At 62.1% G+C, this 22993-nt stretch carries 16 protein-coding genes, 1 pseudogene and 2 riboswitches; of the genes and pseudogenes, 8 read left to right on the top strand and 9 right to left on the bottom strand.

What is annotated here, in order from left to right:
• Window positions 1-96: 96 nt before the first annotated feature.
• From ACQ4WY_RS26165 to ACQ4WY_RS26155, 3 genes are all read right to left on the bottom strand, one after another.
• The gene (locus ACQ4WY_RS26165; RefSeq protein ID WP_436506596.1) at window positions 97-1047 is read right to left on the bottom strand and encodes a Fic family protein; all 951 of its coding nucleotides are present in this window, start codon (window positions 1045-1047) and stop codon (window positions 97-99) included.
• A gap of 152 nt (window positions 1048-1199) precedes the next feature.
• Complete coding sequence (locus ACQ4WY_RS26160; protein ID WP_436506595.1) at window positions 1200-1808, bottom strand: TetR/AcrR family transcriptional regulator; 609 nt, start codon at window positions 1806-1808, stop codon at window positions 1200-1202.
• 25 nt (window positions 1809-1833) lie between these two features.
• Window positions 1834-3051 carry a Bcr/CflA family efflux MFS transporter gene (locus tag ACQ4WY_RS26155; RefSeq protein ID WP_436506594.1) on the bottom strand — a complete coding sequence of 406 codons (1218 nt, stop codon included), beginning with the start codon at window positions 3049-3051 and terminating at the stop codon, window positions 1834-1836.
• 162 nt (window positions 3052-3213) lie between these two features.
• Between ACQ4WY_RS26155 and ACQ4WY_RS26150 the strand changes: the two genes are divergently transcribed.
• Window positions 3214-3372: a hypothetical protein gene (locus tag ACQ4WY_RS26150; protein ID WP_353657576.1), complete on the top strand. Its 159-nt coding sequence runs from the start codon at window positions 3214-3216 to the stop codon at window positions 3370-3372.
• Window positions 3373-3452: 80 nt separating this feature from the next.
• On the opposite strand, the gene gcvP is transcribed toward ACQ4WY_RS26150, so the two are convergent.
• The 3 genes from gcvP to gcvT all read right to left on the bottom strand — a co-directional run bounded on the left by gcvP (window position 3453) and on the right by gcvT (window position 8030).
• Entirely contained in the window at window positions 3453-6353 is a 2901-nt protein-coding gene (gene gcvP / locus ACQ4WY_RS26145; protein WP_436506593.1) for an aminomethyl-transferring glycine dehydrogenase, read from the bottom strand.
• Between the two features lie 101 nt (window positions 6354-6454).
• Window positions 6455-6835, bottom strand: coding sequence for a glycine cleavage system protein GcvH (gene gcvH, locus ACQ4WY_RS26140; protein WP_436506592.1), 381 nt, complete (start codon window positions 6833-6835; stop codon window positions 6455-6457).
• A gap of 73 nt (window positions 6836-6908) precedes the next feature.
• Window positions 6909-8030: a glycine cleavage system aminomethyltransferase GcvT gene (gene gcvT / locus ACQ4WY_RS26135; protein WP_436506591.1), complete on the bottom strand. Its 1122-nt coding sequence runs from the start codon at window positions 8028-8030 to the stop codon at window positions 6909-6911.
• 73 nt (window positions 8031-8103) lie between these two features.
• Window positions 8104-8210, bottom strand: a riboswitch (glycine riboswitch).
• A 27-nt stretch (window positions 8211-8237) separates the two neighbouring features.
• Window positions 8238-8324, bottom strand: a riboswitch (glycine riboswitch).
• 171 nt (window positions 8325-8495) lie between these two features.
• On the opposite strand from gcvT, the gene ACQ4WY_RS26130 reads away from it, so the two are divergent.
• The 7 genes and pseudogenes from ACQ4WY_RS26130 (at window position 8496) to def (ending at window position 18534) form a co-directional block, all read left to right on the top strand.
• On the top strand, window positions 8496-9068 hold the full coding sequence (locus ACQ4WY_RS26130) for an ATP-dependent Clp protease proteolytic subunit (RefSeq protein WP_353657572.1): 573 nt from the start codon (window positions 8496-8498) through the stop codon (window positions 9066-9068).
• Window positions 9069-9212: 144 nt separating this feature from the next.
• A pseudogene (locus ACQ4WY_RS26125) lies at window positions 9213-9632 on the top strand (phosphatase PAP2 family protein); the annotation flags it as partial.
• Between the two features lie 397 nt (window positions 9633-10029).
• On the top strand, window positions 10030-13557 hold the full coding sequence (gene smc, locus ACQ4WY_RS26120; protein WP_436506590.1) for a chromosome segregation protein SMC: 3528 nt from the start codon (window positions 10030-10032) through the stop codon (window positions 13555-13557).
• Window positions 13554-14717 (top strand): cell division protein ZipA C-terminal FtsZ-binding domain-containing protein, encoded by a 1164-nt coding sequence (locus ACQ4WY_RS26115; protein WP_353657569.1) that lies wholly within the window; start codon window positions 13554-13556, stop codon window positions 14715-14717. Before smc ends, ACQ4WY_RS26115 begins: the two co-directional genes overlap by 4 nt.
• 14 nt (window positions 14718-14731) lie before the next feature.
• Window positions 14732-17083 carry an NAD-dependent DNA ligase LigA gene (ligA, locus tag ACQ4WY_RS26110; RefSeq protein WP_436506589.1) on the top strand — a complete coding sequence of 784 codons (2352 nt, stop codon included), beginning with the start codon at window positions 14732-14734 and terminating at the stop codon, window positions 17081-17083.
• Window positions 17084-17107: 24 nt separating this feature from the next.
• Window positions 17108-18001: a UTP--glucose-1-phosphate uridylyltransferase GalU gene (gene galU / locus ACQ4WY_RS26105; RefSeq protein WP_353657567.1), complete on the top strand. Its 894-nt coding sequence runs from the start codon at window positions 17108-17110 to the stop codon at window positions 17999-18001.
• Complete coding sequence (gene def / locus ACQ4WY_RS26100) at window positions 17998-18534, top strand: peptide deformylase (RefSeq protein WP_034752265.1); 537 nt, start codon at window positions 17998-18000, stop codon at window positions 18532-18534. Before galU ends, def begins: the two co-directional genes overlap by 4 nt.
• A 135-nt stretch (window positions 18535-18669) precedes the next feature.
• Here the strand turns inward: def and ACQ4WY_RS26095 are convergent, their stop codons facing one another.
• The 3 genes from ACQ4WY_RS26095 to ACQ4WY_RS26085 all read right to left on the bottom strand — a co-directional run bounded on the left by ACQ4WY_RS26095 (window position 18670) and on the right by ACQ4WY_RS26085 (window position 22945).
• Window positions 18670-19434 (bottom strand): flagellar brake protein, encoded by a 765-nt coding sequence (locus ACQ4WY_RS26095; RefSeq protein ID WP_436506588.1) that lies wholly within the window; start codon window positions 19432-19434, stop codon window positions 18670-18672.
• Between the two features lie 152 nt (window positions 19435-19586).
• Window positions 19587-20336, bottom strand: a complete 750-nt coding sequence (locus ACQ4WY_RS26090; RefSeq protein WP_353657565.1) for a pseudouridine synthase — start codon at window positions 20334-20336, stop codon at window positions 19587-19589.
• Between the two features lie 41 nt (window positions 20337-20377).
• Entirely contained in the window at window positions 20378-22945 is a 2568-nt protein-coding gene (locus tag ACQ4WY_RS26085) for a [protein-PII] uridylyltransferase (RefSeq protein WP_436506587.1), read from the bottom strand.
• Window positions 22946-22993 lie beyond the last annotated feature (48 nt).

The raw sequence follows: 22993 nt of genomic DNA, 5'->3' as shown, positions 1-22993 counted from the left end.
GCTACTGTCACTAGAACAAGTACCCACGTGGGACTCCGTAAATGAATAATGAGGGCATCTTATGGATGGGCTGCAAAGGTGTCAACTGAAGAAATCTTAGGTTTCCAAAGTGTAATGTGGGTGTTGCAAATCATCGAGGGCGCAGGCCAAGGGCGCGAAAAACTTGTCCAGTATGCCTTTGTCCGGCGCCGATAATTCCGCTGTCAGTGCTTCCAGATAGGAATTTCCAGCCGAACGCTCCCAGTCGATGGCAAAGCCGGCCCGGCGGCACAGTTCCGTGTGCACCAGCAGCATGGTGCGGCCATTTCCGTCAAGAAACGGATGGCCCCAGGCAAAATAGCCCATGACCGTGCCAGGCTTTTTGCGCATGGCGTCCGCATCGGAGGCCAGGCGGAGTCCATATTCCACCGCTCGTCTCGACAGGTCCGACTGCTCGAACTGGACCCTAGTACCTTTTGTGACATGCTTTCCCACGCCCAGCGCTTCCCGGTCCTGGCCCGCCCAGGGATAGAAATCGCTGAACAGTATCTTGTGTACATGCAGAAACGTGGCATAGCTGATGTCCCTGGAGCGCTGCGCCGCCAGATAGGCGAGTGCCTGTTCAAGGTTGGCGCTAAAGAACAAATGCTCTTGCACCTTTATCATCCCTGATGCGGCCAAGCCTTCAACATTGCGTAAATAGCCCTGCGTTGCGGCGTCGCCAAATGGATCGAACATGGCATGTTTGCGGTGCGGCGGGGCGCAGTGCAAGCCGTCTTTTTCGAGCAGGTAATTGCTCATCAGCCTGGCCATTTGCCTGCCGTTGATCCGCCGGGCCTTGAACAGCGCGACGAGCAGTTGGCCCACCTGGTCGAGCTGAACGCTGTCGCCTGCGGCCCGCGTCACCGCCTCGGCCCAGGCGTCGAGCCGGGAATGGCTGCTGACGATATGGTGGGAGCTGGCGGCCAGGTTGACAAAATCCTTTACATTCTTCGTGGGAAGCAACGCGAGGTCGCCATCATTGATCGGTTGAATAATTGCATTACGAATCTTGTCTGAAACCGTCATACATCTCCCCGGATGAAGTCCATCTATTCATCCGTCATTTTATCATTATTTCCCTTTATTATCAGTAACTTACAGTGAATTCGGCAGGCGATCCGGCATGGCGTTTCCGTTTCCTGGCCGGCCCCCTGGCGGGTGCAAATTCGGCCAGCTAATCACGCCTGGATGTGCACCATCGCCAGCGAATCGGAGAGGATTTGCCACAAGGCCGCGTGACGCTGCTGCAGGGCGGCGCCGCCCGCGTAGATCAGCTCCACGTGCAAGCTGTCGACGATGCCCAGGTAGGCTTGCGCATACAGGTCGATGCGTTGCGGCGCGAGGGCGGGCGCCAGCCGGCCCAGGCTGGCCACGTAATGCTGCTGCAACTGTGCCAGCAAGGCTTCGTAGCCCGTGCCGACTTCGATGCGCAGGTTGGCGGGCGGCAGGTAGGCCGTGCGCAGCAAAAAGCGCAGGTGCGCCGAATCGGCATAGCGCTGCGCCATGCGGTCGCAATACAGGGCGCCGGCCTGCTGGCCGCCGGGCGCCGCCAGCGCCGCTTCATCGGCGAAGCAGGCATCCATGAAGGCTTGCTCTTCGGCCAGCGCGTCGGCAAACACGTCGAGGAAGAGCGCATCCTTGCCGGCGAAGTGCGAGTACAACGAAGCCTTGCGCATGCCCGCCTGCTCGGCGATGTCGCTGAGGGACGAGGCGTCGTAGCCGTGTTCGGAAAAGTGCGCGACGGCGACGGCACAGATGTTATCGGCCGAGGCCGAGCGTTTTTTCATCATTGGGGTGATAGTGTGTGAGGCGTCAGTGCGCTCCCAGGCTGGTGGCATGGACCGGATGGACGCGCGCAGTGGCCAGGGTCAGCCATGATACCAGCAGGCCGGCCACGGTCAAGAACAGCAGCCAGGGCAGTGGCCCCCATTCGGACAGGCTGGCCGCCAGCGGCGTGGCCAGGGACGACAAGGTCATCTGGATGGCGCCCAGCAGCGCGGCCGTGGAGCCGAGCGCGCGCTGTTGCGAGCCCATGGCCATGGCCATCAGCGCCGCTTCCGCGATGCCCAGGCCAAACAGGGCCACGAACATGCCTGGCACGACGGCGGCGATGCCCGCTCCCGCCCAGGCACCAAGCAGGGCCAGTCCCGCGCCGCCCAGCATGGCCATGCTGCCCGCCACGCTCAAGCGCGCCACGCCGCATGTCTCCACCAGGCGGCCGCTGGCCATGGCACCGAGCAGCACGGCCACGCCCGTAGCGCCGAAGACGAGGCCGAAGTTGCCGGCGGACAGGCCGAAATCGCGCTGGTACACGAGCGACGCGCCGCCGATATACGCAAACAGGAAAAAGAAGGTGGCGGACAGGGCCAACGCTGGCAGCAGGAAGGTGCGGTCCAGCGCAATGCGCGCATATGTGCGGTGCATGCCTTTTGGTGAAACACGGCGTGCGCGGGACAGGGTTTCCGGCAGGAACAACGCGCTATTGAGCAAGGTGACGCCGCCCAGCGCGGCCAGGGCCAGCATCACGGCGCGCCAGCCATACTGCGCGTCGAGCAAGCCGCCGACAGCGGGCGCCAGCACGGGCGCCAGGCCCACGATGGTCATCAACAAGGCAAACAGCTGCGCCGCCTGCACGCCATCGGCCACGTCGCGCACCATGCTCATCACCACCACCAGGGTCAGCGCCGCGCCCAGGCCTTGCAAGGTCCGCGCCAGCAGCAGGGTGCTCAGTTGATCCGCCTGCGCCGCCCACACGGCCGCAAGAATGTACACGGCGATGCCGCTCAACAGTGGGCGGCGCCGGCCCAGCATGTCCGTCAGCGGCCCGCACAGCAGTTGCCCGCCGCCCAGGGCCAGCAGGAAGACGGTCAGGCTCAGCTGCACATTCGCATACGAGGTGTGCAGCTCGCGCGCCATGGCCGGCATCGACGCCAGATACATGTCGATGCCAGCCGGGCCGAGCACGGCCACCAGGGCCAGGGAAGCCGCCAGCCCAAGACTGGCGGCGGGAAGAGTGGTTTGCTGCTGCATTGCGCTTCCTTCGTTCGTTAAAAAACGGGGCATGGACGCCGCCGTGTTTTTTATTGTACACTTACTGCCTACCGGTAGGTAGCTTGTTCAATAAATGAAAAGGATGAGAACGATGAAAGAAGAAACAATGACGGGCGGGTTGCCGCTGATGGGGGAGACGGCATGACGGAAGTGGGAATCTCGCTCAGCGGCGTGGCTGTCGCGCTGCTGTTTGCCGCATGGAGTTCGCACCGCGCCCGCTGCGAGCGGCGCGATGTCGTGTTGCTGACAACACTGGGCACCGTGCTGGGGCTGCCGGGTGCGGTCTTGCTGGCGTTGTAAAGCGGCGCATAAAAAAAACGGCAGACCTTGCGGCCTGCCGTTCTGTGTTCCTCTTGCCCGGCTAGCCGGGCAAATGGCGTTTACTCTTCTTCATAAGAGCTGATCGGCGCGCAACCGCAGAACAGGTTGCGGTCGCCGTACACGTTGTCGGCGCGGCCGACCGGTGGCCAGTATTTGCGCTGGCGCAGGGACGCGACGGGGTAGGCGGCGATTTCGCGGCTGTATTTGCGTTCCCAGTTGTCCGACATCAGCACCTGCGCCGTGTGCGGCGCGTTTTTCAGCGGGTTGTCGTCGTGGTCGAATTCACCGCTGGCGACCTTGGCGATTTCCGCGCGGATGGCGATCATGGCGTCGATGAAGCGGTCGATTTCCACTTTCGATTCGCTTTCCGTCGGCTCGATCATCAGGGTGCCCGGCACGGGGAAGCTCATGGTCGGCGCATGGAAACCGAAGTCCATCAGGCGCTTGGCCACGTCTTCGTTGCTGATGCCGGTGGCGTCCGTGATCGGGCGCAGGTCCAGGATGCACTCGTGCGCGACCAGGCCGTCATGGCCCGAGTACAGCACCGGGTAGTGCGGCGCCAGGCGGCGCGCGATGTAGTTCGCCGCCAGAATCGCCGTCTCGGTGGCTGCCGTCAAGCCTTCCGCGCCCATCATGGCGATGTACATCCACGAAATCGGCAGGATGCTGGCCGAGCCGAATGGCGCGGCGCTGACGGCGCCGATGCCGGCGGCATCGCGCTGGTAGCCCGACGAACGCTGGTTCGGCAGGAATTTCGCCAGGTGGGCGCCCACGCCGATCGGGCCGACGCCTGGTCCGCCGCCGCCGTGCGGGATGCAGAAGGTCTTGTGCAGGTTCAGGTGGGACACGTCGCCGCCAAACGAGCCGGGAGCGGCCACGCCGACCAGCGCGTTCATGTTGGCGCCGTCGATGTAGACCTGGCCGCCGTGCGAGTGGATGATCTCGCACAGTTCCTGGATGCCTTCTTCAAACACGCCGTGGGTGGATGGGTAGGTGACCATCACGCAAGCCAGGTTGGCGCTGTGCTTTTCCGCTTTCGCCTTCAGGTCGGCCAGGTCCACGTTGCCGTTGGCGTCGCAGCTGGTGACGACCACCTGCATGCCGACCATATTGGCCGACGCGGGGTTGGTGCCGTGCGCCGACGATGGAATCAAACAGATGTTGCGGTGGCCTTCGCCGCGCGACTCGTGATACGCCTTGATCACCAGCAGACCTGCGTATTCACCCTGCGAGCCGGCGTTCGGCTGCAGCGAGACGGCCGCGTAGCCCGTCAGCGCGCACAGCATTTCTTCCAGCTGTGCGATCATTTCGCGGTAACCGACCGTTTGCGCGTCGGGCGCGAACGGGTGGATGTTCGAGAACTCGGGCCAGGTGACGGGGATCATTTCCGACGTCGCGTTCAGCTTCATGGTGCACGAGCCGAGCGGGATCATGGTGCGGTCCAGCGCCAGGTCCTTGTCTGCCAGGCTGCGCAGGTAGCGCAGCATTTCGTGTTCCGAGTGATAGCTGTTGAAGACGGGGTGGGTCAGGTAGGCGCTCTCGCGTGCCAGGTTCGCCGGCAGCGCGCTGGTGACGCCCGCTTCGACGGCGTCCAGGTCCGGGGCGGCAGGCGCGTTGGCCAGGCCGTGCGCGAACACCTTCCACAGCAGCGCGATATCGTCGCGCGTGGTGGTTTCATCGAGCGACACGCCCACGTGGGTATTGTCGATCTTGCGCAGGTTGACGCCGTGGTGCAAGGCCGTCGCGTGCAGTTGCGCCGCATCGGCCACGTTGATGGTCAGGGTGTCGAAGTAGCTCGCGTTGACGACGCCATAGCCCAGGGTTTTCAGGTTGGCGGCCAGCACGCCCGTGTAGCGGTGCACGCGCTGGGCGATCTGCAGCAGGCCGGCAGGGCCGTGGTAGACGGCGTACATCGAAGCCATCACGGCCAGCAGCACTTGCGCCGTGCAGATGTTGGACGTGGCTTTTTCGCGGCGGATATGCTGTTCGCGCGTTTGCAGGGCCAGACGGTAGGCCTTGTTGCCTTGCGCATCGACGGTCACGCCGACCAGGCGGCCCGACATATTGCGCTTGAATTCATCGCGCGTGGACAAATAGCCGGCGTGCGGGCCGCCGAAACCGAGCGGCACGCCGAAACGCTGGCTGTTGCCGACGACGGCGTCGGCGCCCCATTCGCCAGGAGGGGTCAGCATGGTCAGGGCCAGCAGGTCGGCCGCGACGATGACCATGGCGCCATTCGCATGCAGTTTTTCCACGCCGGCGCGGTAGTCGCGCACCACACCGTTGACGCCAGGGTATTGCAGCAGCACGCCGAAGCACGCGTCCAGCGCTTCGATTTCCGCCGGGTCGAAGGTGCGCACCTCGATGCCGATCGGCTGGGCGCGCGTCTGCACCACTTCCAGCGTTTGCGGCAGCACGTCATTGGCTACATACAGCACGTTCGACTTCGATTTGCCCACGCGCTGGATCAGGGTCATCGCCTCGGCGGCGGCCGTGCCTTCGTCCAGCATCGAGGCGTTCGAGATGCCCATGCCGGTCAGGTCCGTGATCACTTGCTGGAAGTTCAGGATCGCTTCCAGGCGGCCTTGCGAAATCTCGGGCTGGTAGGGCGTGTACGCCGTGTACCAGGCCGGGTTTTCAAAGATGTTGCGCAGCACGACGCCAGGCGTGAAGGTATTGTAATAACCTTGGCCGATCAGGGATTTCAGCACCTGGTTCTTGCCGGCGATGGCTTTCAGGCGCGACAGCGCTTCCTGTTCCGGCATCGGCTGCGAGTATGCGCCCAGGGGCAGGGCGCCCTTGTTGCGGATGTTGGCCGGCACGAGGGCGTCGATCAGCGCGGCGCGCGATGGATAGCCGAGGGCCGCCAGCATGGCTTGCTGTTCGGTGGCAGAAGGGCCGATGTGGCGGGCGATGAAGGCATCGCGTGCTTCGAGTTGGGTCAGGCTGGTGCGGGTCATGATATAGAGGCCAAAAAAGACTGAAAAACCGGGAGGCGGCGCGCGGGCGCTGCTGGAAAAAAGCAAACGGGCCGCAAGCGCGGCCCGTGAGTCAAACGCGATTAGGCGCTGGTGGTGGCGCCATAGGCGGCAGCGTCGAGCAAACCGTCCAGGGCCGACACGTTGGCTGGCTTGATCTTGAACAGCCAGTTGGCGTAGGCGTCGGCGTTGATCGATTCAGGCGAGTTGACCACGTCGTCGTTGACGGCCACGACTTCGCCGGCGATCGGCGCGTAGATGTCGCTCGCTGCCTTGACCGATTCCACCACGGCGGCGTCGTCGCCGGCGCCGTAGGTGTTGCCCACGGTTGGCAGTTCGACGAAGACGATATCGCCCAGGGCGTCCTGCGCGTACTCGGTGATGCCGACGGTGATCGTGCCGTCGCCTTCAAGGCGTACCCATTCGTGGGAAGCGGTGTACTTCAGGTCTGCAGGAATGTTCATGTGTGGCTCCAGATGGTAAGTGTTCGTTATTGATTATGGTTGTACGGTCTTGCGGGCGGTTCTATAAATACGCTTACGCAGCCAGGATTTTACCGTTACGCACGAAAGGCAGCTTGACGACGGAAGCGGTCAGTTGCTTGCCGCGGATTTCCACGTGCACGGTGTCGCCCACGTTCACGCCGTTCGGCACGCGCGCCAGGGCAATCGCTTCCTGCATCGTCGGGCTGAAGGTGCCGCTGGTGATTTCGCCCGTGGCTTCGCTTCCGGCGATGATGACTTTCTGATGGGCGCGCAGCACGCCGCCTTTTTCGCGCAGGATCAGGCCCACGAATTGCGCATTCTGGCCTTTGGCCAGCAGGGCCGCCTTGCCGATGAAGTCACGCTCGCTGACCAGGTCGATGGTCCAGGCCAGGCCCGCGTCGAGCGGGTTGACGGTTTCATCCATGTCCTGGCCGTACAAATTCATGCCCGCTTCCAGGCGCAGGGTGTCGCGCGCGCCGAGGCCGGCCGGCTTGACGCCGGCAGCTGCCAGGGCGTTCCACAGCGCTTCCACCTGGGTCGCGGCCACGCCGATCTCGAAGCCGTCTTCGCCCGTGTAGCCGGTGCGCGCCAGCATGACTTCGCCGAAGGCCGTGTCCTTGACAATGACGACGTTGAATGGCTTGATGGCTTCGGAAGCGGCTTGCGTCTCTGGCAGTATCTGCCATACCTTGGCGCGCGCGTTGGGGCCTTGCACGGCTACCAGGGCCATGGCGTCATTGCCGTCGCGGCGCTGGGTAATCGTCAGGCCGCTGTTGGTGTTGGTATTTTGCTGCTGCATCCAGGCCACGTCTTTTTCCGCCGTGCCCGCGTTGACGACGAGGCGGAACCAGTTTTCGTTGAAGAAGTAGACGATCAGGTCATCGATGACGGTACCTTCGGCATTCAACATGCACGAGTACAGCGCCTTGCCCGACACTTGCAGCTTGTCGACGTTGTTGGCCAGCAAGCCGCGCAAAAAGGCGCGCACGTTCGGGCCTTCGATATCGACCACACACATATGGGACACGTCGAACATGCCGGCGTCGCCGCGTACGGCGTTGTGCTCTTCGATTTGCGAGCCGTAGTTGACAGGCATGTCCCAGCCGCCGAAATCGACCATGCGGGCGCCGAGGGCACGGTGGGCGTTATTGAGTGGGGTCGCTTTGAGCGTCATTGAATCCTCGGGACGAAGGTAAAGGGGAAGTTAACAGAACACACGGAGCCAAACACGGCTTTCCGGCGTGATCACTGACCCCCCTGTCCTTTGTACCTGAGAGATTACGGGAGCTTGCCCCGTGCGCCCCTTCGGTGGGCCGCCGGCGTAAAGCCGCGGCCGCTCTCCAGAGTTGAGCTAAAGATGTCGCCAAAGCAACAGCTTCAGTCCGCCTGATCGGTCCTTTTGCCTGAGAGTTTTTGGGTAGTGCCCCTTCGGCGGCAACGCGGGGTTGCCCTCTCCCGATCAAGTGGGAGGAATATATGCCAGCAGGGTGTTTCTGTCAATCTGAAAAGACGTTGCCAAATTGCTGCAAAAGCCGCAGTTTGCGGGGGCTGCGAGGGCGCTTGGGGCCTGCGCAAGTGGGCGCCCCGCCGCGCGGGAATGCGCTATGATGAAGTTCTGGCTTTCTTGCGGGTGGCTGCCATGAATAATACGCAAAACGAGACACAAAACAACACCGAGCAGCACGGCTACTTTACTCTCTCGGGCGACGTCAACAGTGACATGGTGCGGCGCGTCTTCAATGCCGTGGCCGACATCACGGAAGACAAGCTCACCGCCGCGCACATTCTGATCCAGTCCAACGGCGGCTATGTCAGCGATGGCATCTGTCTGTACAACTTCCTCAGCAAGTTGCCGCTCGACATCATCACCTATAACGCGGGCGCCGTAGCGTCCATCGCCGTCACTCTGTTCCTGGCGGGACGGCACCGCCATGCCAGCGACACGGCCCGCTTCATGGTGCACAAGTCACATGCGACAGCCTCGCCCGGTTCCCGCCCCGACGCGCTCAGCATCATCGTCGAGGGCTTGCGCGCCGACGACATGCGTACCGAACGCATCCTGCGCGGCCATGTCAATCTGACGGAAGAGCAATGGCAGGTGCACGCGTATTCCGACCTGCACCTGACGGCCGACCAGGCGCTGGAAGTGGGTATGGTTGAGTCGATCCGCGATTTTGCGCCGCCCAAGGGCAAGCGCCTGACGAATATCTGAGGCCCGGGCGCTGGTCAGGCGGATGGTTTTGCATGGAAATTTTGTAATGGAATGTAATTCTTCGCTGCAGCACAGCAAAAGCCGCGCGGAACAGGGCTGAGTCGTGGCATAGTGCAAGCTGATGATGAAATAAGCGCATGCACGATGACTTGGTGGAATGGAATTTCTTTTGCGGCCGATATGTCCGTGATGGGGCCGGCGGGCGTGGCCATCGCCTTATGGCTGCTCGTGTCGCGCCAGTGGCGCCTGGTGCTCAGCTGGAGCCTGTGGTACGGCGGCGGCCTGGCCCTCGTGGTGCTGTCGAAGCTGGCCTTCATGAGCTGGGGCGTGGGCAGCAGCGTGCTCGATTTTACGGGTTTCAGCGGCCATGCCATGCGGGCAGGCGCCGTATTTCCCGTGCTGATGTATGTGCTGTTGCAGCGGGCTGAACCGCGCTGGCGCCATGCCGGCGTGCTTGTCAGCGTGTCCTTTGCCGTGCTGGTGGCCATTTCGCGCGTGGCCGTGCATGCGCACAGCGTGTCGGAAGCCGTCAGCGGCTGCGTACTGGGCCTGGCGCTGGCGCTGGGCTTTATGTGGAATGCCCGTGGCGCCGTCAATTTCGCCGTCAGCCATGCGCTGGCCCTGGCCAGCCTGGTGCTGATGGTAGTGCTCAGCTTCAAGGCGGAACCCATGCCGACCGAGCAATGGCTGCAGAAACTGGCGCAGGTTCTGTCCGGTCATGAGCACGTTTTTTCCCGCGAAGACTGGAAACTGGCGCAGGATGGCCGCCCAGCCCGTTAAGATGGTGCTGGCTGGCACTTGATGCTGCTGTTTTTTGGCCAGAAAAGCATCAGGAAATGGTATGATGAACCACTTTTCTGCGGTGAGTGGCCAGGCTGCCGTCGCAATGGTGTATCTGAACTGAATAGGAACCGGGTTCACCGATCTCAACCGCCAGCATAGGCCAGGAACTCTAAAACACGTGCGTCTCTCTTCCATCAAGTTGTCGGGATTTAAGTCTTTCGTCGATCCCACCAATTTCCAGGTGCCAGGCCAGCTCGTGGGCGTGGTCGGGCCGAATGGCTGCGGCAAGTCGAACATCATCGACGCCGTGCGCTGGGTGCTGGGCGAATCGAAAGCATCGGAATTGCGCGGCGAGTCGATGCAGGACGTCATTTTCAATGGCTCCACCCACCGCAAGCCGGCCGGGCGCGCTTCCGTGGAACTGGTGTTCGACAATAACGATGGCAAGGCGTCCGGCCAGTGGGGCCAGTACGCCGAGATCGCCGTCAAGCGCACCCTGACGCGCGACGGCACCTCCACCTATTACATCAATGGCCAGCCCGTGCGCCGGCGCGACATCCAGGATATTTTCCTTGGCACGGGCCTTGGCCCGCGCGCCTACGCCATCATCGGCCAGGGCATGATTTCGCGCATCATCGAATCGCGTCCCGAAGAATTGCGCGTCTTCCTGGAAGAGGCGGCCGGTGTCTCCAAATACAAGGAACGCCGCCGCGAGACGGAAAACCGCCTGCAGGACACGCGCGAGAACTTGCTGCGCGTGGAAGACATCTTGCGCGAACTCAATGCCAACCTGGAAAAGCTGGAAGCGCAGGCGGCCGTTGCCACCCGTTTCCACGCCTTGCAGGCGGACCAGGAAGAAAAGCAGAAATTGCTGTGGCTGCTGCGCAAGAACGAGGCGCAAAACGAGCAGACGCGCTATTTCCGCGAAGTGGAACAGGCGCAGACGGACCTGGAAGAACAGACGGCCAAGCTGCGCAACGTCGAACTGACGCTCGAGCAGATGCGCCAGGCGCACTTTGCCGTGGGCGACCGTTTGCATACGGCGCAAGGCCATTTGTACCAGACGAATGCGGAAATCGGCAGCCTGGAAGCGCAGATCAAGTTCGTCATCGAATCGCGCGCCCGCCTGCAGGCGCAGCTGGCGACCCTGACGGCCCAGCGCGACCAGTGGAACAGCCAAGGCAGCGAATACCAGGAACAGATCGAAGAGGCGGAATTCCATCTCGAGGAACTGGCCGCCAAGGTGGAACAATCGCAAATGATGGCCGAGCAGAAGGGCGAACAATTGCCCGAGCTGGACGCCGCCTGGCGCGCCGCGCAGAACAAGAGCACGGAATCGCGCGCCCGGATCATGCAGGCCCAGCAGCAGCTGGAACTGGAATCGGCGCACCAGCGCAACGCCTCGAACATCCTGGCCAGCCTGTTGACGCGCCGCGAGCGCCTGCAGCAGGAAAAGAACAGCCTCAGTTTGCCCGACAGCAGTCACCTGGAAAACCTGAAACTGCAGCTGGAAGAAAAGCAGCAAACCTTGGAAGAACAGGGTTTCTATCTGGAAGAAGCGCTGGAGCAGCAGCCCAAGCTGGAGCAGGAGCGGGCAGAAGCGCAAGCGCAGGTCAATGCCGAGACGGCCGCCAACGCCCAGCTGGAAGCGCGTCTTTCCGCTTTGAAACAATTGCAGGAACGGGTACAGACGCAAGGCAAGGTCCAGCCCTGGTTGAAAAAGCACGAGCTCGACACCTTGCCGCGATTGTGGCAAAAGCTGCAGATCGAGGCGGGCTGGGAAGCGGCCATGGAATCGATCCTGCGCGAGCGCACGTCGGCCCTGCAACTGTCGAATATCGACTGGGCCAAGGCATTCTTTGCCGACGCGCCGCCAGCCAAGCTGGCCCTGTACGCGCCATCGACCGTGGCGCCGCTGCCCCAGCAGGAAGTGGCTGGACTCAAGCCCTTCCTGAACTTGCTCAAACTCAACGATCCGGGCTTGCGCGGCTTGCTGCAGGACTGGTTGTACAACGCCTACGCCGTGGAAGACGCGGCCGAAGCTTTGGCGGAACGCGCTAAATTGCCGCCGGGCGGCTATTTCGTCACGCGCGCCGGTCACGTGGTCACGGCCACCAGCGTGCGTTTCTATGCGGCCGATTCGGAGCAGGAAGGCATGCTGGGCCGCCAGCAGGAAATCGAGAATATCGGCAAGCAGTTGCGCGCCCAGCAATTGTTGGCCGAAGAGGCGCGCGCCCGTTCCGTGCGGGCCGATGCGGCCGTGGGAGCCTTGACGCGCAATCTGTCCGACTTGCGCCTGCGCATACAGCAACTGACGTCGTCCGTGCATACTTTGCAACTGGACGTGGTGAAACTGTCGGAAGTGGAAGCGCGCTTCAACCAGCGCAGCACGCAGATCGGCGCGGACCTGGCCGAGATCGCCGCGCAGGAAGCGGAGCAGATGCAGACCAAGCTGGAGTCGGAAGAAAAATTCGAACAGCTGGACATGGAACTGGGCAACCTGCAGGAAGCGCACGAAGACGGCCATACGGACTTCTTGCAGAAGGAACAGCTTTTGTCCGAAGCGCGCGAAGCCTTGCGCGACCTGGAACGCGCTGCCAAGGATACGGAATACGCGGAAAAAGCCCACCGCGCGAAGATCGAAGAATTGCGCCGCAATATCGCCACGGCCAGCACGCAGGCGCAGCAAGTGACGGCCAGCCTGCAGGCGGGCGAACTGGAGCTGGCCAACCTGGAAAGCGGCGCGGCCGCCGACGGCTTGCAGGACTTGCTCGAGCGTCGCACCACGCAGGAGCGGGCGCTGGCGGACGCGCGCCACGAACTGGACCAGATCACGCAGCAGTTGCGCCTGTCCGAAGATGCGCGCACGCAATCGGAACGCAGCCTGCAGCCGCAGCGCGACAAGATCATGGAAATGCAGCTCAAGGAACAGGCCGCGCGCCTGAACCAGGAGCAATTCGCCCAGCAATTGCTGGAATCGGGGGCCGACGAGGCCGCCCTGACGGAAAAATTGCATCCGGAAATGCGCCCATCGTATCTGCAGGGCGAAGTCACGCGTTTGACGAATGCCATCACCTCCCTTGGCGCCGTCAACCTGGCCGCGCTGGACGAACTGGCGCAGGCATCCGAGCGCAAGAATTTCCTCGATGCCCAGAATGCCGACCTGACGGAAGCGATCAACACCCTGGAAGACGCGATCCACAAGATCGACAAGGAAACGCGCGACTTGCTGCAAGACACATTCGACAAGGTCAACCATCACTTTTCGGAGCTGTTCCCGATTCTGTTCGGCGGCGGCCAGGCCAAGTTGACCATGACGGGCGACGAGATTCTCGATTCCGGTGTACAAGTCATGGCGCAGCCGCCCGGCAAGAAAAATGCCACCATCCACCTGTTGTCCGGTGGAGAGAAGGCGCTGACCGCGACCGCATTGGTGTTTTCCATGTTCCGCTTGAATCCGGCGCCGTTCTGCCTGCTCGACGAAGTCGATGCACCGCTGGACGATTCGAACACGGAACGCTTCTGCCGCATGGTCAAGCGCATGTCCGACCAGACCCAATTCCTTTTCATTTCGCATAACAAGATTGCGATGGAAATGGCCCATCAATTGATCGGTGTGACGATGCAGGAGCAGGGCGTATCGCGCATCGTGGCGGTGGACATGGAGTCCGCCGCAAATTTTGCAACCGAGGCACAAGCAGCATGACAGACCTTCAAATTACCTTGTTCGGCGCCGGCGGCGTCTTTATCGTCGGCGTTTTTTCGTACAATAAATGGCAGGAATACAAGGCCAAGAAAAGCGTGGAACGGGCCTTTTCCACCGACCATGACGATGTACTGATGCGCGAGGGCGACGCCCCCGCAGTAGAGGCCCAGGAACCCGTGCTGCGCCAGGAACCGCGCTTCGATGCGGCGCCTGCCGCCAAGGCCGAACCGTCGTTCGGCGCGCCGCCAGCGGCCGTTGTACCGGACGCGCCCGTGCACGCAGAACCGTCGCTCGGCGATGCCGGCGCGGAAGCTGCTGCCCCAGTTGTACCAGTGCAGCAAGAAGTCAGCGCCGCCAGCGAACAGGCGACCAGCCTGGTCGACCCGCTGATCGATTGCCTGCTGCCCCTGTCGCTGGAAGCGCCCGTGCGCGGCGACAAGATACTGCCCGTGCTGCAAACCCTGCGCCTGGTGGGCAACAAGCCCGTCCACTTCATCGGTTTGCACGTGAATGGCGACTGGGAACCGATCACGCATGGCGGTGTCTATACCAAGATGCAGGGCGGGGTGCAGCTGGCCAGCCGCAGCACGGCCTTGAATGAACTCGAATACTCGGAACTGGTCACGCGCCTGCGCGGCGTCGCCGACGAGATCGGCGCCGAGCCGGAAGTGCCCGACATGATGGAAGTGATGGCTGAAGCGCGCAATCTGCACCGCTTCGTTGCCGGCCACGACGCCCAGCTGGGCGTGAACCTGCACACGAATGGCGCGCCATGGGCCATTTCCACCTTGCTGTTCGCCCTGGAAAAGCAGGGCTTCGACGTGCGTCCGGACGGCCGTTTCGTCATGCCGGACGGCGACGGCAGCTATCTGTTCTCGCTGTCGACGAATGTCACCCTGGCCGAGGAAACGACGCCGCGCCTGACTCTGCTGCTGGACGTGCCCTGCGTGGCGCCGGCACGCGACGGTTTCGGCGCCATGGTCGCTTGCGCCAAGGCACTGGTGGGCCGCCTCGATGCGACCATCGTCGACGATTACAACCAGGCCTTGTCGGACGCGGCGCTGGCCGAGATCGCCGGCCAGGTGCAAGAGTTTTACCAGGAAATGGACGCGGCCGACATTCCGGCCGGTTCCACCCGCGCCCTGCGTTTATTTAGCTGAAGAATCCCGCAACAATGACTGATCCGATCAACCAGGATGCCGCCCAGCGCGTCCTGGCACTCACTGCCGAACTCAATCGGCATCTGCACGCCTACCACGTGCTCGACAATCCCACCATCCCAGACGCCGAGTACGACAAGCTGTTTGTCGAACTGCAGGCGCTGGAAGGGGCCCATCCTGAGTTGCTTCAACCAGACTCGCCCACCTTGCGCGTGGGCGCAGCGCCGCTGCCGCAGTTCGAGCAAGTCACGCACACGGTGCCGATGCTGTCGCTGAACAATGGTTTCTCCGACGACGATATCGTCAACTTCGACCGCCGCGTGCGTGAAGGCCTGGGCCTTGATGCGCAGGACGTCGCGTATGCGGCCGAAGTGAAATTCGACGGCCTGGCCATCAACCTGCGCTATGAAAATGGCCTGTTCGTGCAGGCGGCCACGCGCGGCGACGGCGCCACCGGGGAAGACGTGACGGCGAATATCCGCACCATTTCCGGCATTCCTTTGCGCTTGCATGGCGACAAGATTCCGGCCGTGCTCGACGTGCGCGGTGAAGTGATGATGTTCAAGGCCGATTTTGCCCGTATGAACGAACGCCAGCGCGAGGCGGGCCAGAAGGAATTCGCCAACCCGCGCAACGCGGCGGCCGGCAGCCTGCGCCAGCTCGATTCGCGCATCACGGCGCAGCGCAAGCTGCGTTTTTATGCGTACGGCATCGGCGCCCTCGATGGCGCCGCCATGCCGGTGTCGCATTCGGCCTTGCTGGACTGGTACGTAACCCTGGGCATACCCGTGTCCAGGGAGCGCAAGGTGGTGCAGGGCGCGCAGGGCTTGCTTGCATATTACGCCGATATCGGTGCGCGCCGCCCTACCTTGCCTTATGAAATCGACGGCGTGGTCTACAAGGTGAACGCGACGGAAGACCAGCAGGAGCTGGGCTTTGTCTCGCGCGCACCGCGTTTTGCGCTGGCGCACAAGTTCCCCGCCGAAGAGGCGTTGACGCAGGTGCTGGGCATCGATATCCAGGTGGGCCGCACGGGCGCCATGACGCCCGTGGCGCGCCTGGCGCCCGTTTCCGTGGGCGGCGTGACGGTCACCAACGCCACCTTGCACAATGAAGACGAAGTGCTGCGCAAGGATGTGCGCGTGGGCGATACCGTCGTCGTGCGCCGTGCTGGTGACGTGATTCCCGAAGTGCTGTCCGTGGTGCTGGAAAAGCGCCCGGAACCGGCGCCGCCGCCGTTCAAGATGCGGGAAACCTGCCCCGTGTGCGGCTCGCACGTGGTGCGCGAAGAGGGCGAGGCGATTGCGCGCTGCTCGGGTGGCCTGTTCTGCTCGGCGCAGCGCAAGGAAGCGTTCCGCCATTTCGCGGGCCGCCGCATGATGGATATCGAAGGCCTGGGGGAACGTTATATCGATACCCTGGTCGAACTGGAATACGTGCATGGTCTGGCTGACCTGTACAGCCTGACCCTGGATAAATTGCTGGAAATGAAAGTGCGCGCCGACGAGCGCGACGGTTCGACGCCAGAGACAGTACAGCAAGGCAAGATTCCCACCAAATGGGCGGAAAATCTGCTTGCCGGTATCGAAGCGAGCAAGCGTCCGCCGCTCGAACGTTTCCTGTTTGCGCTGGGCATCCGCCACGTGGGAGAGTCGACGGCCAAGACCCTGGCCGAGTGGCTGGGCAGCCTGGCGTATGTGCGGCAGGCGCCGGCGGCCTTGCTGCGCGTGCTGCCCGATATCGGCGGCACGGTGGCGGTATCGATTGCCGATTTCTTTGCCGAAGAAAAGAACCAGCAGGCGCTGCAGGCTTTGCTGGACGCGGGTGTCACGCCCCAGGGCGAACACGCGCCCAGCGCCAAGCTGCGCACGCAACTGGAGCAAACGACGCTGCTGGCGGCGATCGGTATCCCGAAGCTGACGGAACCGCGCAGCAAGCAGCTGGTGGAGCGTGGCGTGACCCTGGCCAGCCTGGCGGCTCAGGGTGCCAGCTTCCACGCGGGCTTGCCCGCTGCCGTGGCCGAAGCGCTGGCGCAATGGCTGGCCGATGAGAGCAATGTCAAGCTGCTTGCTCAACTGGACGCCCTGCGAAATGAATTACTGTCACAATTGCCTGAAATATCAGTCGCTGGTGGCAAGCTGGACGGCAAGACTTTTGTCTTGACGGGCACCTTGCCCAACATGAGCCGCGATGAGGCCGCTGAGCTGATCGAGGCGGCCGGCGGCAAGGTCAGCGGTTCCGTGTCGAAGAAGACGGGTTATGTCGTGGCCGGTTCGGACGCCGGCAGCAAGCTGGCCAAGGCCCAGGAATTGGGCGTGGCCATCCTCGACGAGGCTGGTTTGCTGGCCTTGCTCGCGCAAGACTAATCATTAAAATATTACAGAAGACCCATGAAAAAAATCAGAAAAGCAGTCTTTCCCGTCGCCGGCCTGGGCAGCCGTTTCTTGCCAGCGACCAAGGCGCAACCGAAGGAAATGTTGCCCATCGTCGACAAGCCGCTGATACAGTACGCGGTGGAAGAAGCCGTGGCGGCGGGTATCACGGAAATGATCTTCATCACAGGACGCAACAAGCGCGCCATCGAAGACCATTTCGATACGGCCTACGAGCTGGAGTCGGAATTGGAAGCGGCTGGCAAGCGCCAGTTGCTCGACATGGTGCAAAACGTCATTCCCAAGCACATCAATTGCATTTACATACGCCAGTCGGCGCCGCTTGGCCTGGGGCATGCCGTGCTGTGCGCCCGTCCCGTGATTGGCGACGAGCCATTTGCCGTCTTGCTTGCTGACGACTTCATGGATGTGGAAGAGGGCGTGCGCCCCGTATTGGCGCAGATGACCGATGTCTTCCAGTACGAGAATTGCTCGCTGCTGGCGGTGCAGGATGTGCCGCGCGCGGAAACCAAGCAGTACGGTATCGTGTCGGCAAAAAATTATCAGCCTGACCTGGAACTGGTCTCGGCCATCGTGGAAAAGCCTGCGCCCGAAGAGGCGCCATCGACCCTGGCCGTGGTGGGCCGTTATGTGCTGACCAGCCGTATCTTTAATCACCTGGAAAATATCGGCACGGGCGCCGGCGGCGAAATTCAGTTGACGGACGGCATCGCCGCCCTGATGCGCGAAGAGCGCGTGCTGGCTTACCGCTACCAGGGCCAGCGTTATGATTGTGGCTCCAAGCTTGGTTACCTGAAGGCGACAACGGCGATGGGCATGAAACATCCGGAAACGGGTGCGGCCTTCCGTACTTACTTGCAAGAACTGCAATCGGTACTGGAAACAAAATGACGGTACGTGAAATCCTCAAGATGGGCGATCCGCGCCTGCTGCGCATGGCCGAACCCGTGCGTGAATTTGATACGCCCGAATTGCATGCCTTGATCGCCGACATGTTCGACACCATGCACGCGGCCAATGGCGCTGGCCTGGCGGCGCCGCAGATCGGCGTCAACCTGCAACTGGTGATCTACGGCTTCAAACAGAATCTGCGCTATCCCGACGCGCCGCAAGTGCCGGAAACCGTGCTGATCAATCCTGTGCTGACGCCTTTGTCGGAACGCAAGGAAGAGGGTTTCGAGGGTTGCCTGTCCGTGCCCGGCCTGCGCGGCAGCGTGCCGCGCTGGAGCGAGCTGCACTACGAAGGCGTGGATCAGTTCGGTCAGCCCATCAGCCGCGATTGCGATGGTTTCCATGCCAGGGTGGTACAGCATGAAGTCGACCATTTGCACGGCATTTTGTATCCGATGCGTATCGTCGATTTTACGCAGTTTGGCTACACGGAAGTGATGTTCCCCGATTTGGATCCGAACGACGACGACTGATCGGCGGCTGAGAAACGCCCATGCCTGCGTTGCATTGCCCTGAATGTTTTTCAGGCGCCTCGTGGTTGTTACTGTCAAACAAAAATGGCCGCGCAGCATGAGCTGGGCGGCCATTTTTTTATGCCTGAAGCAAACCTAGCGCACCTTGCGGCTGCTGCCCAGGTTATCGAGCAAGGCTTTCAATTCATCCTGCATGGCATCCGTCAGGTTCAGGAAGCGGCAGCCGATTTGCACCTGTTCGCCCAGCAGGAAGGAGCGGAAGGTGCGCGACAGGCGGATTTCCAGGTCGGCGATCATGACCTTGTTTGGTCCCAGTTCCAGGCGCACGCGCGACAGTTTGCGCCCCACGTACAGACCGACCGTGTCGCGCGGATGGGCGCGCATGCCGATGCCGCCGGCCGAGAAATCATACAGTTGCAATTCATACGGACGACCCTCGAGCACGAAGGCGGCCAGATAGTACACGCCCAGCGGCGTTTCCAGGCGGGTCGATTCGCGCCGTTCCAGCACCAGGCAATGACTGGGGAAGTTGGTCAGGTAAACGTTCGGCCGCTCGGGATACGCTTGCCATTCGCCATTGATGGTGAATTGCAATTTGGCGCTTTGCACCCACGATACAAACGTGGCGCCACCAGGCGGCAGGGTCGCACCCTCATTGAGTTCCAGCACGAATTGCGGCAAGTCGTCGTCGACGGACAGAATGCGCGCCATGATGACGTCTTCGCCACCCGCCGGGTAGATGGAAATGGCGTCGCCGTTGTCAGCCAGGCTGCACAGGGTTTCGCCGATATCCCACGGATCGCTCATATGGTGCGGCTTGGTGCCGGGGGCCATCGGCTCGGACACGTCGGCCAGGCTGGGCGCGCCTTTGCGCAGGGGATTGGGGATGGGATCGTTCACGACAGCGTATCTCTTTTGTTCTGATGGGGAATAGTGTATAGGTTTAAAGCAATATTTACTAAGTAAATCACAATAATTGTTTTTATATCACTATATTCCTGTTGCTTATGTGACTAAGCATGCCGCGCGGCATGCCATCTTGACGTCGCCGCTTAAAACTGTTCGTCCGCGCTCAGGTAGCGCCATTGCCCCGTTGGCAAGTCGCCCAGCTTGACCTTGCCGATGCGCACGCGTTTCAGTCCCAGCACTTTCAGACCGACGGCTTCGCACATGCGGCGGATCTGGCGTTTCTTGCCTTCGCGCAGGGTAAAGCTCAGCTGGTCTTCATTTTGCCAACGCACCTTGGCCGGCAGCAAAGGCTTGCCGTCGAGCCACAGGCCGTGGTTGAGCTTTTTCAGTTCGCTGTCGGGCAGGGTGCCGCCCTTGGAGTAGCTCACGCGTACCAGGTATTCCTTGTCGATATCGGTATCGTGGCCGATCAGCTGTTTGGCCACGCGCCCATCCTGCGTCAGGACCAGCAAGCCGACTGAATCGATGTCCAGGCGACCCGCCGCCACCAGGCTGCGCAGCTGGGTCGGGTGGAACTGTTCCGGGCTGCGGTCTTCCGCCCAGCGGTTTTCCGCCTTGATCAGGGCCACGGCGGGCGTGTAGCCGTCTTCGGCCTGGCCGCTGACATAGCCGACGGGTTTGTTGATCAGCACGGTGACGCGCTTCGATTGCTCGGCCGCCGCCTGGCGTTCCACGGTGACTCTCTGGCTGGGGTAGACCTTGCTGCCCAGCTCGGACACCACCTTGCCATCCACGCGGACCCAGCCGCGCGCGATCCATTCATCGGCTTCGCGGCGGGAGCACAGACCCAGTTCGGACATGCGTTTAGACAAGCGTAATAATTCTTCGGTCATGTTGTTTCAGTTTCAGTAAGGGTAGGCGCTGCGCGGAAAGTCTACACTTTCAGCGCGTCGAGTAAATCGGTTTCCAGCAATATCTGGTTGCGGGCATTGTTGAGCGCGGGGCCGTCGACGAGGAAGACGTCTTCGACCCGCTCGCCCAGGGTCATGATCTTGGCTGTGTGCAAGTTGATGCGGTACTTGGTCAGCACGTTGGCGATCGCATACAGCAGGCCCGTGCGGTCGTTGGCGGCCACCGACAGCAAATAGTATTGACCCTTTTCATCGGGCCGCAAATCCACGGTCGGCTGGAAGGGGAAGGTGCGCGACAGGCGCGACAGCCGTCCCTTGCCCGGCGGCGGCAGCGGCGCTTGCGACTGCAGCAGCTCGCCCAGCTCATGCTCGATCAGGCTGATGATGTCGCGGTAGCTCTTGGCGAAGTTCTGCTCCGTGACCAGGAAGGTGTCGAGCGCATAGCCATTTTTCGTCGTGTGGATCTTCGCGTCGAGGATGCTGAAATTCTTGCGGTCGAAATAGCTGCAGATGCGCGCGAACAGGTCGGGCTGGTCGGGAATGTACACGGCTACCTGCAAGCCTTCGCCGATGGGCGCCAGCCGGCATTTTACCACCGGCAACTTGCTGTCGAGCTTGTCATACAGCGAGCGCGTCTGCCAGGCGATGTCGGAGGCGTCGTGGCGCAGAAAATACGCCACGTCCAGCTGCTGCCACAGTTTCAGATGCGCGTCCGGCGGCAAGCCGTACAGGCGCAGGGTGGCCAGCGCTTCCTGCTGGCGGTTTTTCAGCTCGCGGTCGGCCGTGTGCGGCTCGCCACCCAGCACGCGCAAGGTGATCTTGTACAAGTCTTCCAGCAGCTTGCCCTTCCAGGCATTCCACACTTTCGGGCTGGTGCCGCGGATGTCGGCCACCGTCAGCAGGTACAAACCCGTCAGATGGCGCTCGTCCTTGACCACTTTTGCAAAGGCGGCAATGACGTCGGGATCGGACAGATCCTGCTTTTGCGCCACTTGAGACATGGTCAGGTGATTTTCCACCAAGAAAGCCACCAGTTCCGTGTCTTCTTCCGACAGGCCGTGGTCCTGGCAGAACTGGGTGGCGTCGGCCACGCCCAGCTTCGAATGGTCGCCGCCGCGGCCCTTGGCGATGTCGTGAAACAGGGCCGCCACATACAGCAGCCACGACTGCGAGAAATCGGCCATCAGCTGGCTGCAGAACGGGTATTCGTGCGCGTGTTCGCTCATGGTGAAGCGGCGCATGTTGCGCACCACCATCAAAATGTGCTGGTCAACCGTGTACACATGGAACAGGTCGTGCTGCATCTGGCCCACGATGCGGCGGAAATTCGGCAGGTAGCGCCCCAGGATGCTCATCTCGTTCATGCGCCGCAGCGCATGGATGATGCCCACGGGAGCTTTCATGATGCGCAGGAACAGGGCGCGGTTGACGGGGTCCTGGCGGAAGGCGGCGTCGATCTTGAAGCGTGCGTGCCACAGGGCCCGCGTGGCGCGCGAGGTCATGCCTTTCAGGGCAGGGCGCTCCGTCATCAGGACAAAAACTTCCAGCATGGCCGACGGGTATTGTTCAAACGTATCGTCGGCGCTGATGTCGATCAGGCTGTTGACTTCATTGAAGCGTTCGTTGATGGGCATAGCCACGTCATCTTGCGGAAACAGGCGCGCTTCGATGTTTTGCAGCAAAATCGTATTGAGCTGGGTCACCGTCTTGGCGGCCCAGTAATAGCGCTGCATGAGGAATTCGCTGGCGCGGCGCATGTGCGGCCCGCTGCCCGTGGCTTGCAAGCCCAGCGATTCCGCGATCGCCGTCTGTACGTCGAACACCAGACGGTCTTCGCGCCGTCCAGCATGCAGGTGCAGGCGCACGCGGATATCCTTGAAGGCGCGCTCCTTTTCCATCAGCTGGCGCGCTTCCGTCAGGGTGATCAGACCGCCCGTGGCCAGGGTGCGCCACGAGTTCGCCAAGCCGGCCGCCTTGGCCACCCACAGGATGACCTGCAAGTCGCGCAGGCCGCCGGGGCTTTCCTTGCAGTTCGGTTCCAGGCTGAACGCCGTGTCTTCGTATTTCGCATGGCGCTGGCGCATTTCCGCCGTTTTTGCCTGGAAAAACGCCTGCGGGTCCATGGCCGCGTCGTAGCGCTGCTGCAATTGCGCGAACAAGTCCGCGTTGCCGCACACGAGGCGCGCCTCGAGCAAGCTCGTTTGCACGGTGATGTCGGCCTTCGATTCGACCAGGCATTCATCGACCGTGCGGATGCTGTGGCCGATTTCCAGGCCCAGGTCCCACAGCAGTTGCACCAGTTCCTCGAGTTTTTCCTGCGTGGCCGCATCGGGCGCCTGTTGCAGCAGGATCAGCAGGTCGACGTCGGAATACGGAAACAGTTCGCCGCGGCCATAGCCGCCCACGCCCACCAGCGCCGTGCCGGGCGGCAAGCCCGCTTCCTGCCAGGCGCGCGCGAGCACGCCGTCGACGCTGTGGCGCAGGCTGCGCAGCAGTTTTTCAGGCTTGCCGTCGGCCTGGAAGGCCGCAATGACGACCTGGCGGTCGGCTTTCAGTTGCTGCTTCAGCTGTTCCCGAACTTGCTTTTTCATCTGGGCCCTGGGTGGCGGTGGGTCGGGTGGGGGCGGGCTTGCTTAGTT

The organism is Janthinobacterium salmonicoloratum, assembly GCF_051380845.1.
Taxonomy (GTDB): domain Bacteria; phylum Pseudomonadota; class Gammaproteobacteria; order Burkholderiales; family Burkholderiaceae_D; genus Janthinobacterium; species Janthinobacterium lividum_F.
Note: the sequence above shows the minus strand (reverse complement) of the source record. Positions and strands in the feature narration are given on the sequence as shown.

What these genes read in the sequence shown, in the direction of transcription:
- ACQ4WY_RS26165 (WP_436506596.1), bottom strand. Translation starts at nt 1,047, where the DNA reads ATGACGGTTTCAGACAAGATTCGTAATGCAATTATTCAACCGATCAAT.
- ACQ4WY_RS26160 (WP_436506595.1), bottom strand. Translation starts at nt 1,808, where the DNA reads ATGAAAAAACGCTCGGCCTCGGCCGATAACATCTGTGCCGTCGCCGTC.
- ACQ4WY_RS26155 (WP_436506594.1), bottom strand. Translation starts at nt 3,051, where the DNA reads ATGCAGCAGCAAACCACTCTTCCCGCCGCCAGTCTTGGGCTGGCGGCT.
- ACQ4WY_RS26150 (WP_353657576.1), top strand. Translation starts at nt 3,214, where the DNA reads ATGACGGAAGTGGGAATCTCGCTCAGCGGCGTGGCTGTCGCGCTGCTG.
- gcvP (WP_436506593.1), bottom strand. Translation starts at nt 6,353, where the DNA reads ATGACCCGCACCAGCCTGACCCAACTCGAAGCACGCGATGCCTTCATC.
- gcvH (WP_436506592.1), bottom strand. Translation starts at nt 6,835, where the DNA reads ATGAACATTCCTGCAGACCTGAAGTACACCGCTTCCCACGAATGGGTA.
- gcvT (WP_436506591.1), bottom strand. Translation starts at nt 8,030, where the DNA reads ATGACGCTCAAAGCGACCCCACTCAATAACGCCCACCGTGCCCTCGGC.
- ACQ4WY_RS26130 (WP_353657572.1), top strand. Translation starts at nt 8,496, where the DNA reads ATGAATAATACGCAAAACGAGACACAAAACAACACCGAGCAGCACGGC.
- ACQ4WY_RS26115 (WP_353657569.1), top strand. Translation starts at nt 13,554, where the DNA reads ATGACAGACCTTCAAATTACCTTGTTCGGCGCCGGCGGCGTCTTTATC.
- ligA (WP_436506589.1), top strand. Translation starts at nt 14,732, where the DNA reads ATGACTGATCCGATCAACCAGGATGCCGCCCAGCGCGTCCTGGCACTC.
- galU (WP_353657567.1), top strand. Translation starts at nt 17,108, where the DNA reads ATGAAAAAAATCAGAAAAGCAGTCTTTCCCGTCGCCGGCCTGGGCAGC.
- def (WP_034752265.1), top strand. Translation starts at nt 17,998, where the DNA reads ATGACGGTACGTGAAATCCTCAAGATGGGCGATCCGCGCCTGCTGCGC.
- ACQ4WY_RS26090 (WP_353657565.1), bottom strand. Translation starts at nt 20,336, where the DNA reads ATGACCGAAGAATTATTACGCTTGTCTAAACGCATGTCCGAACTGGGT.
- ACQ4WY_RS26085 (WP_436506587.1), bottom strand. Translation starts at nt 22,945, where the DNA reads ATGAAAAAGCAAGTTCGGGAACAGCTGAAGCAGCAACTGAAAGCCGAC.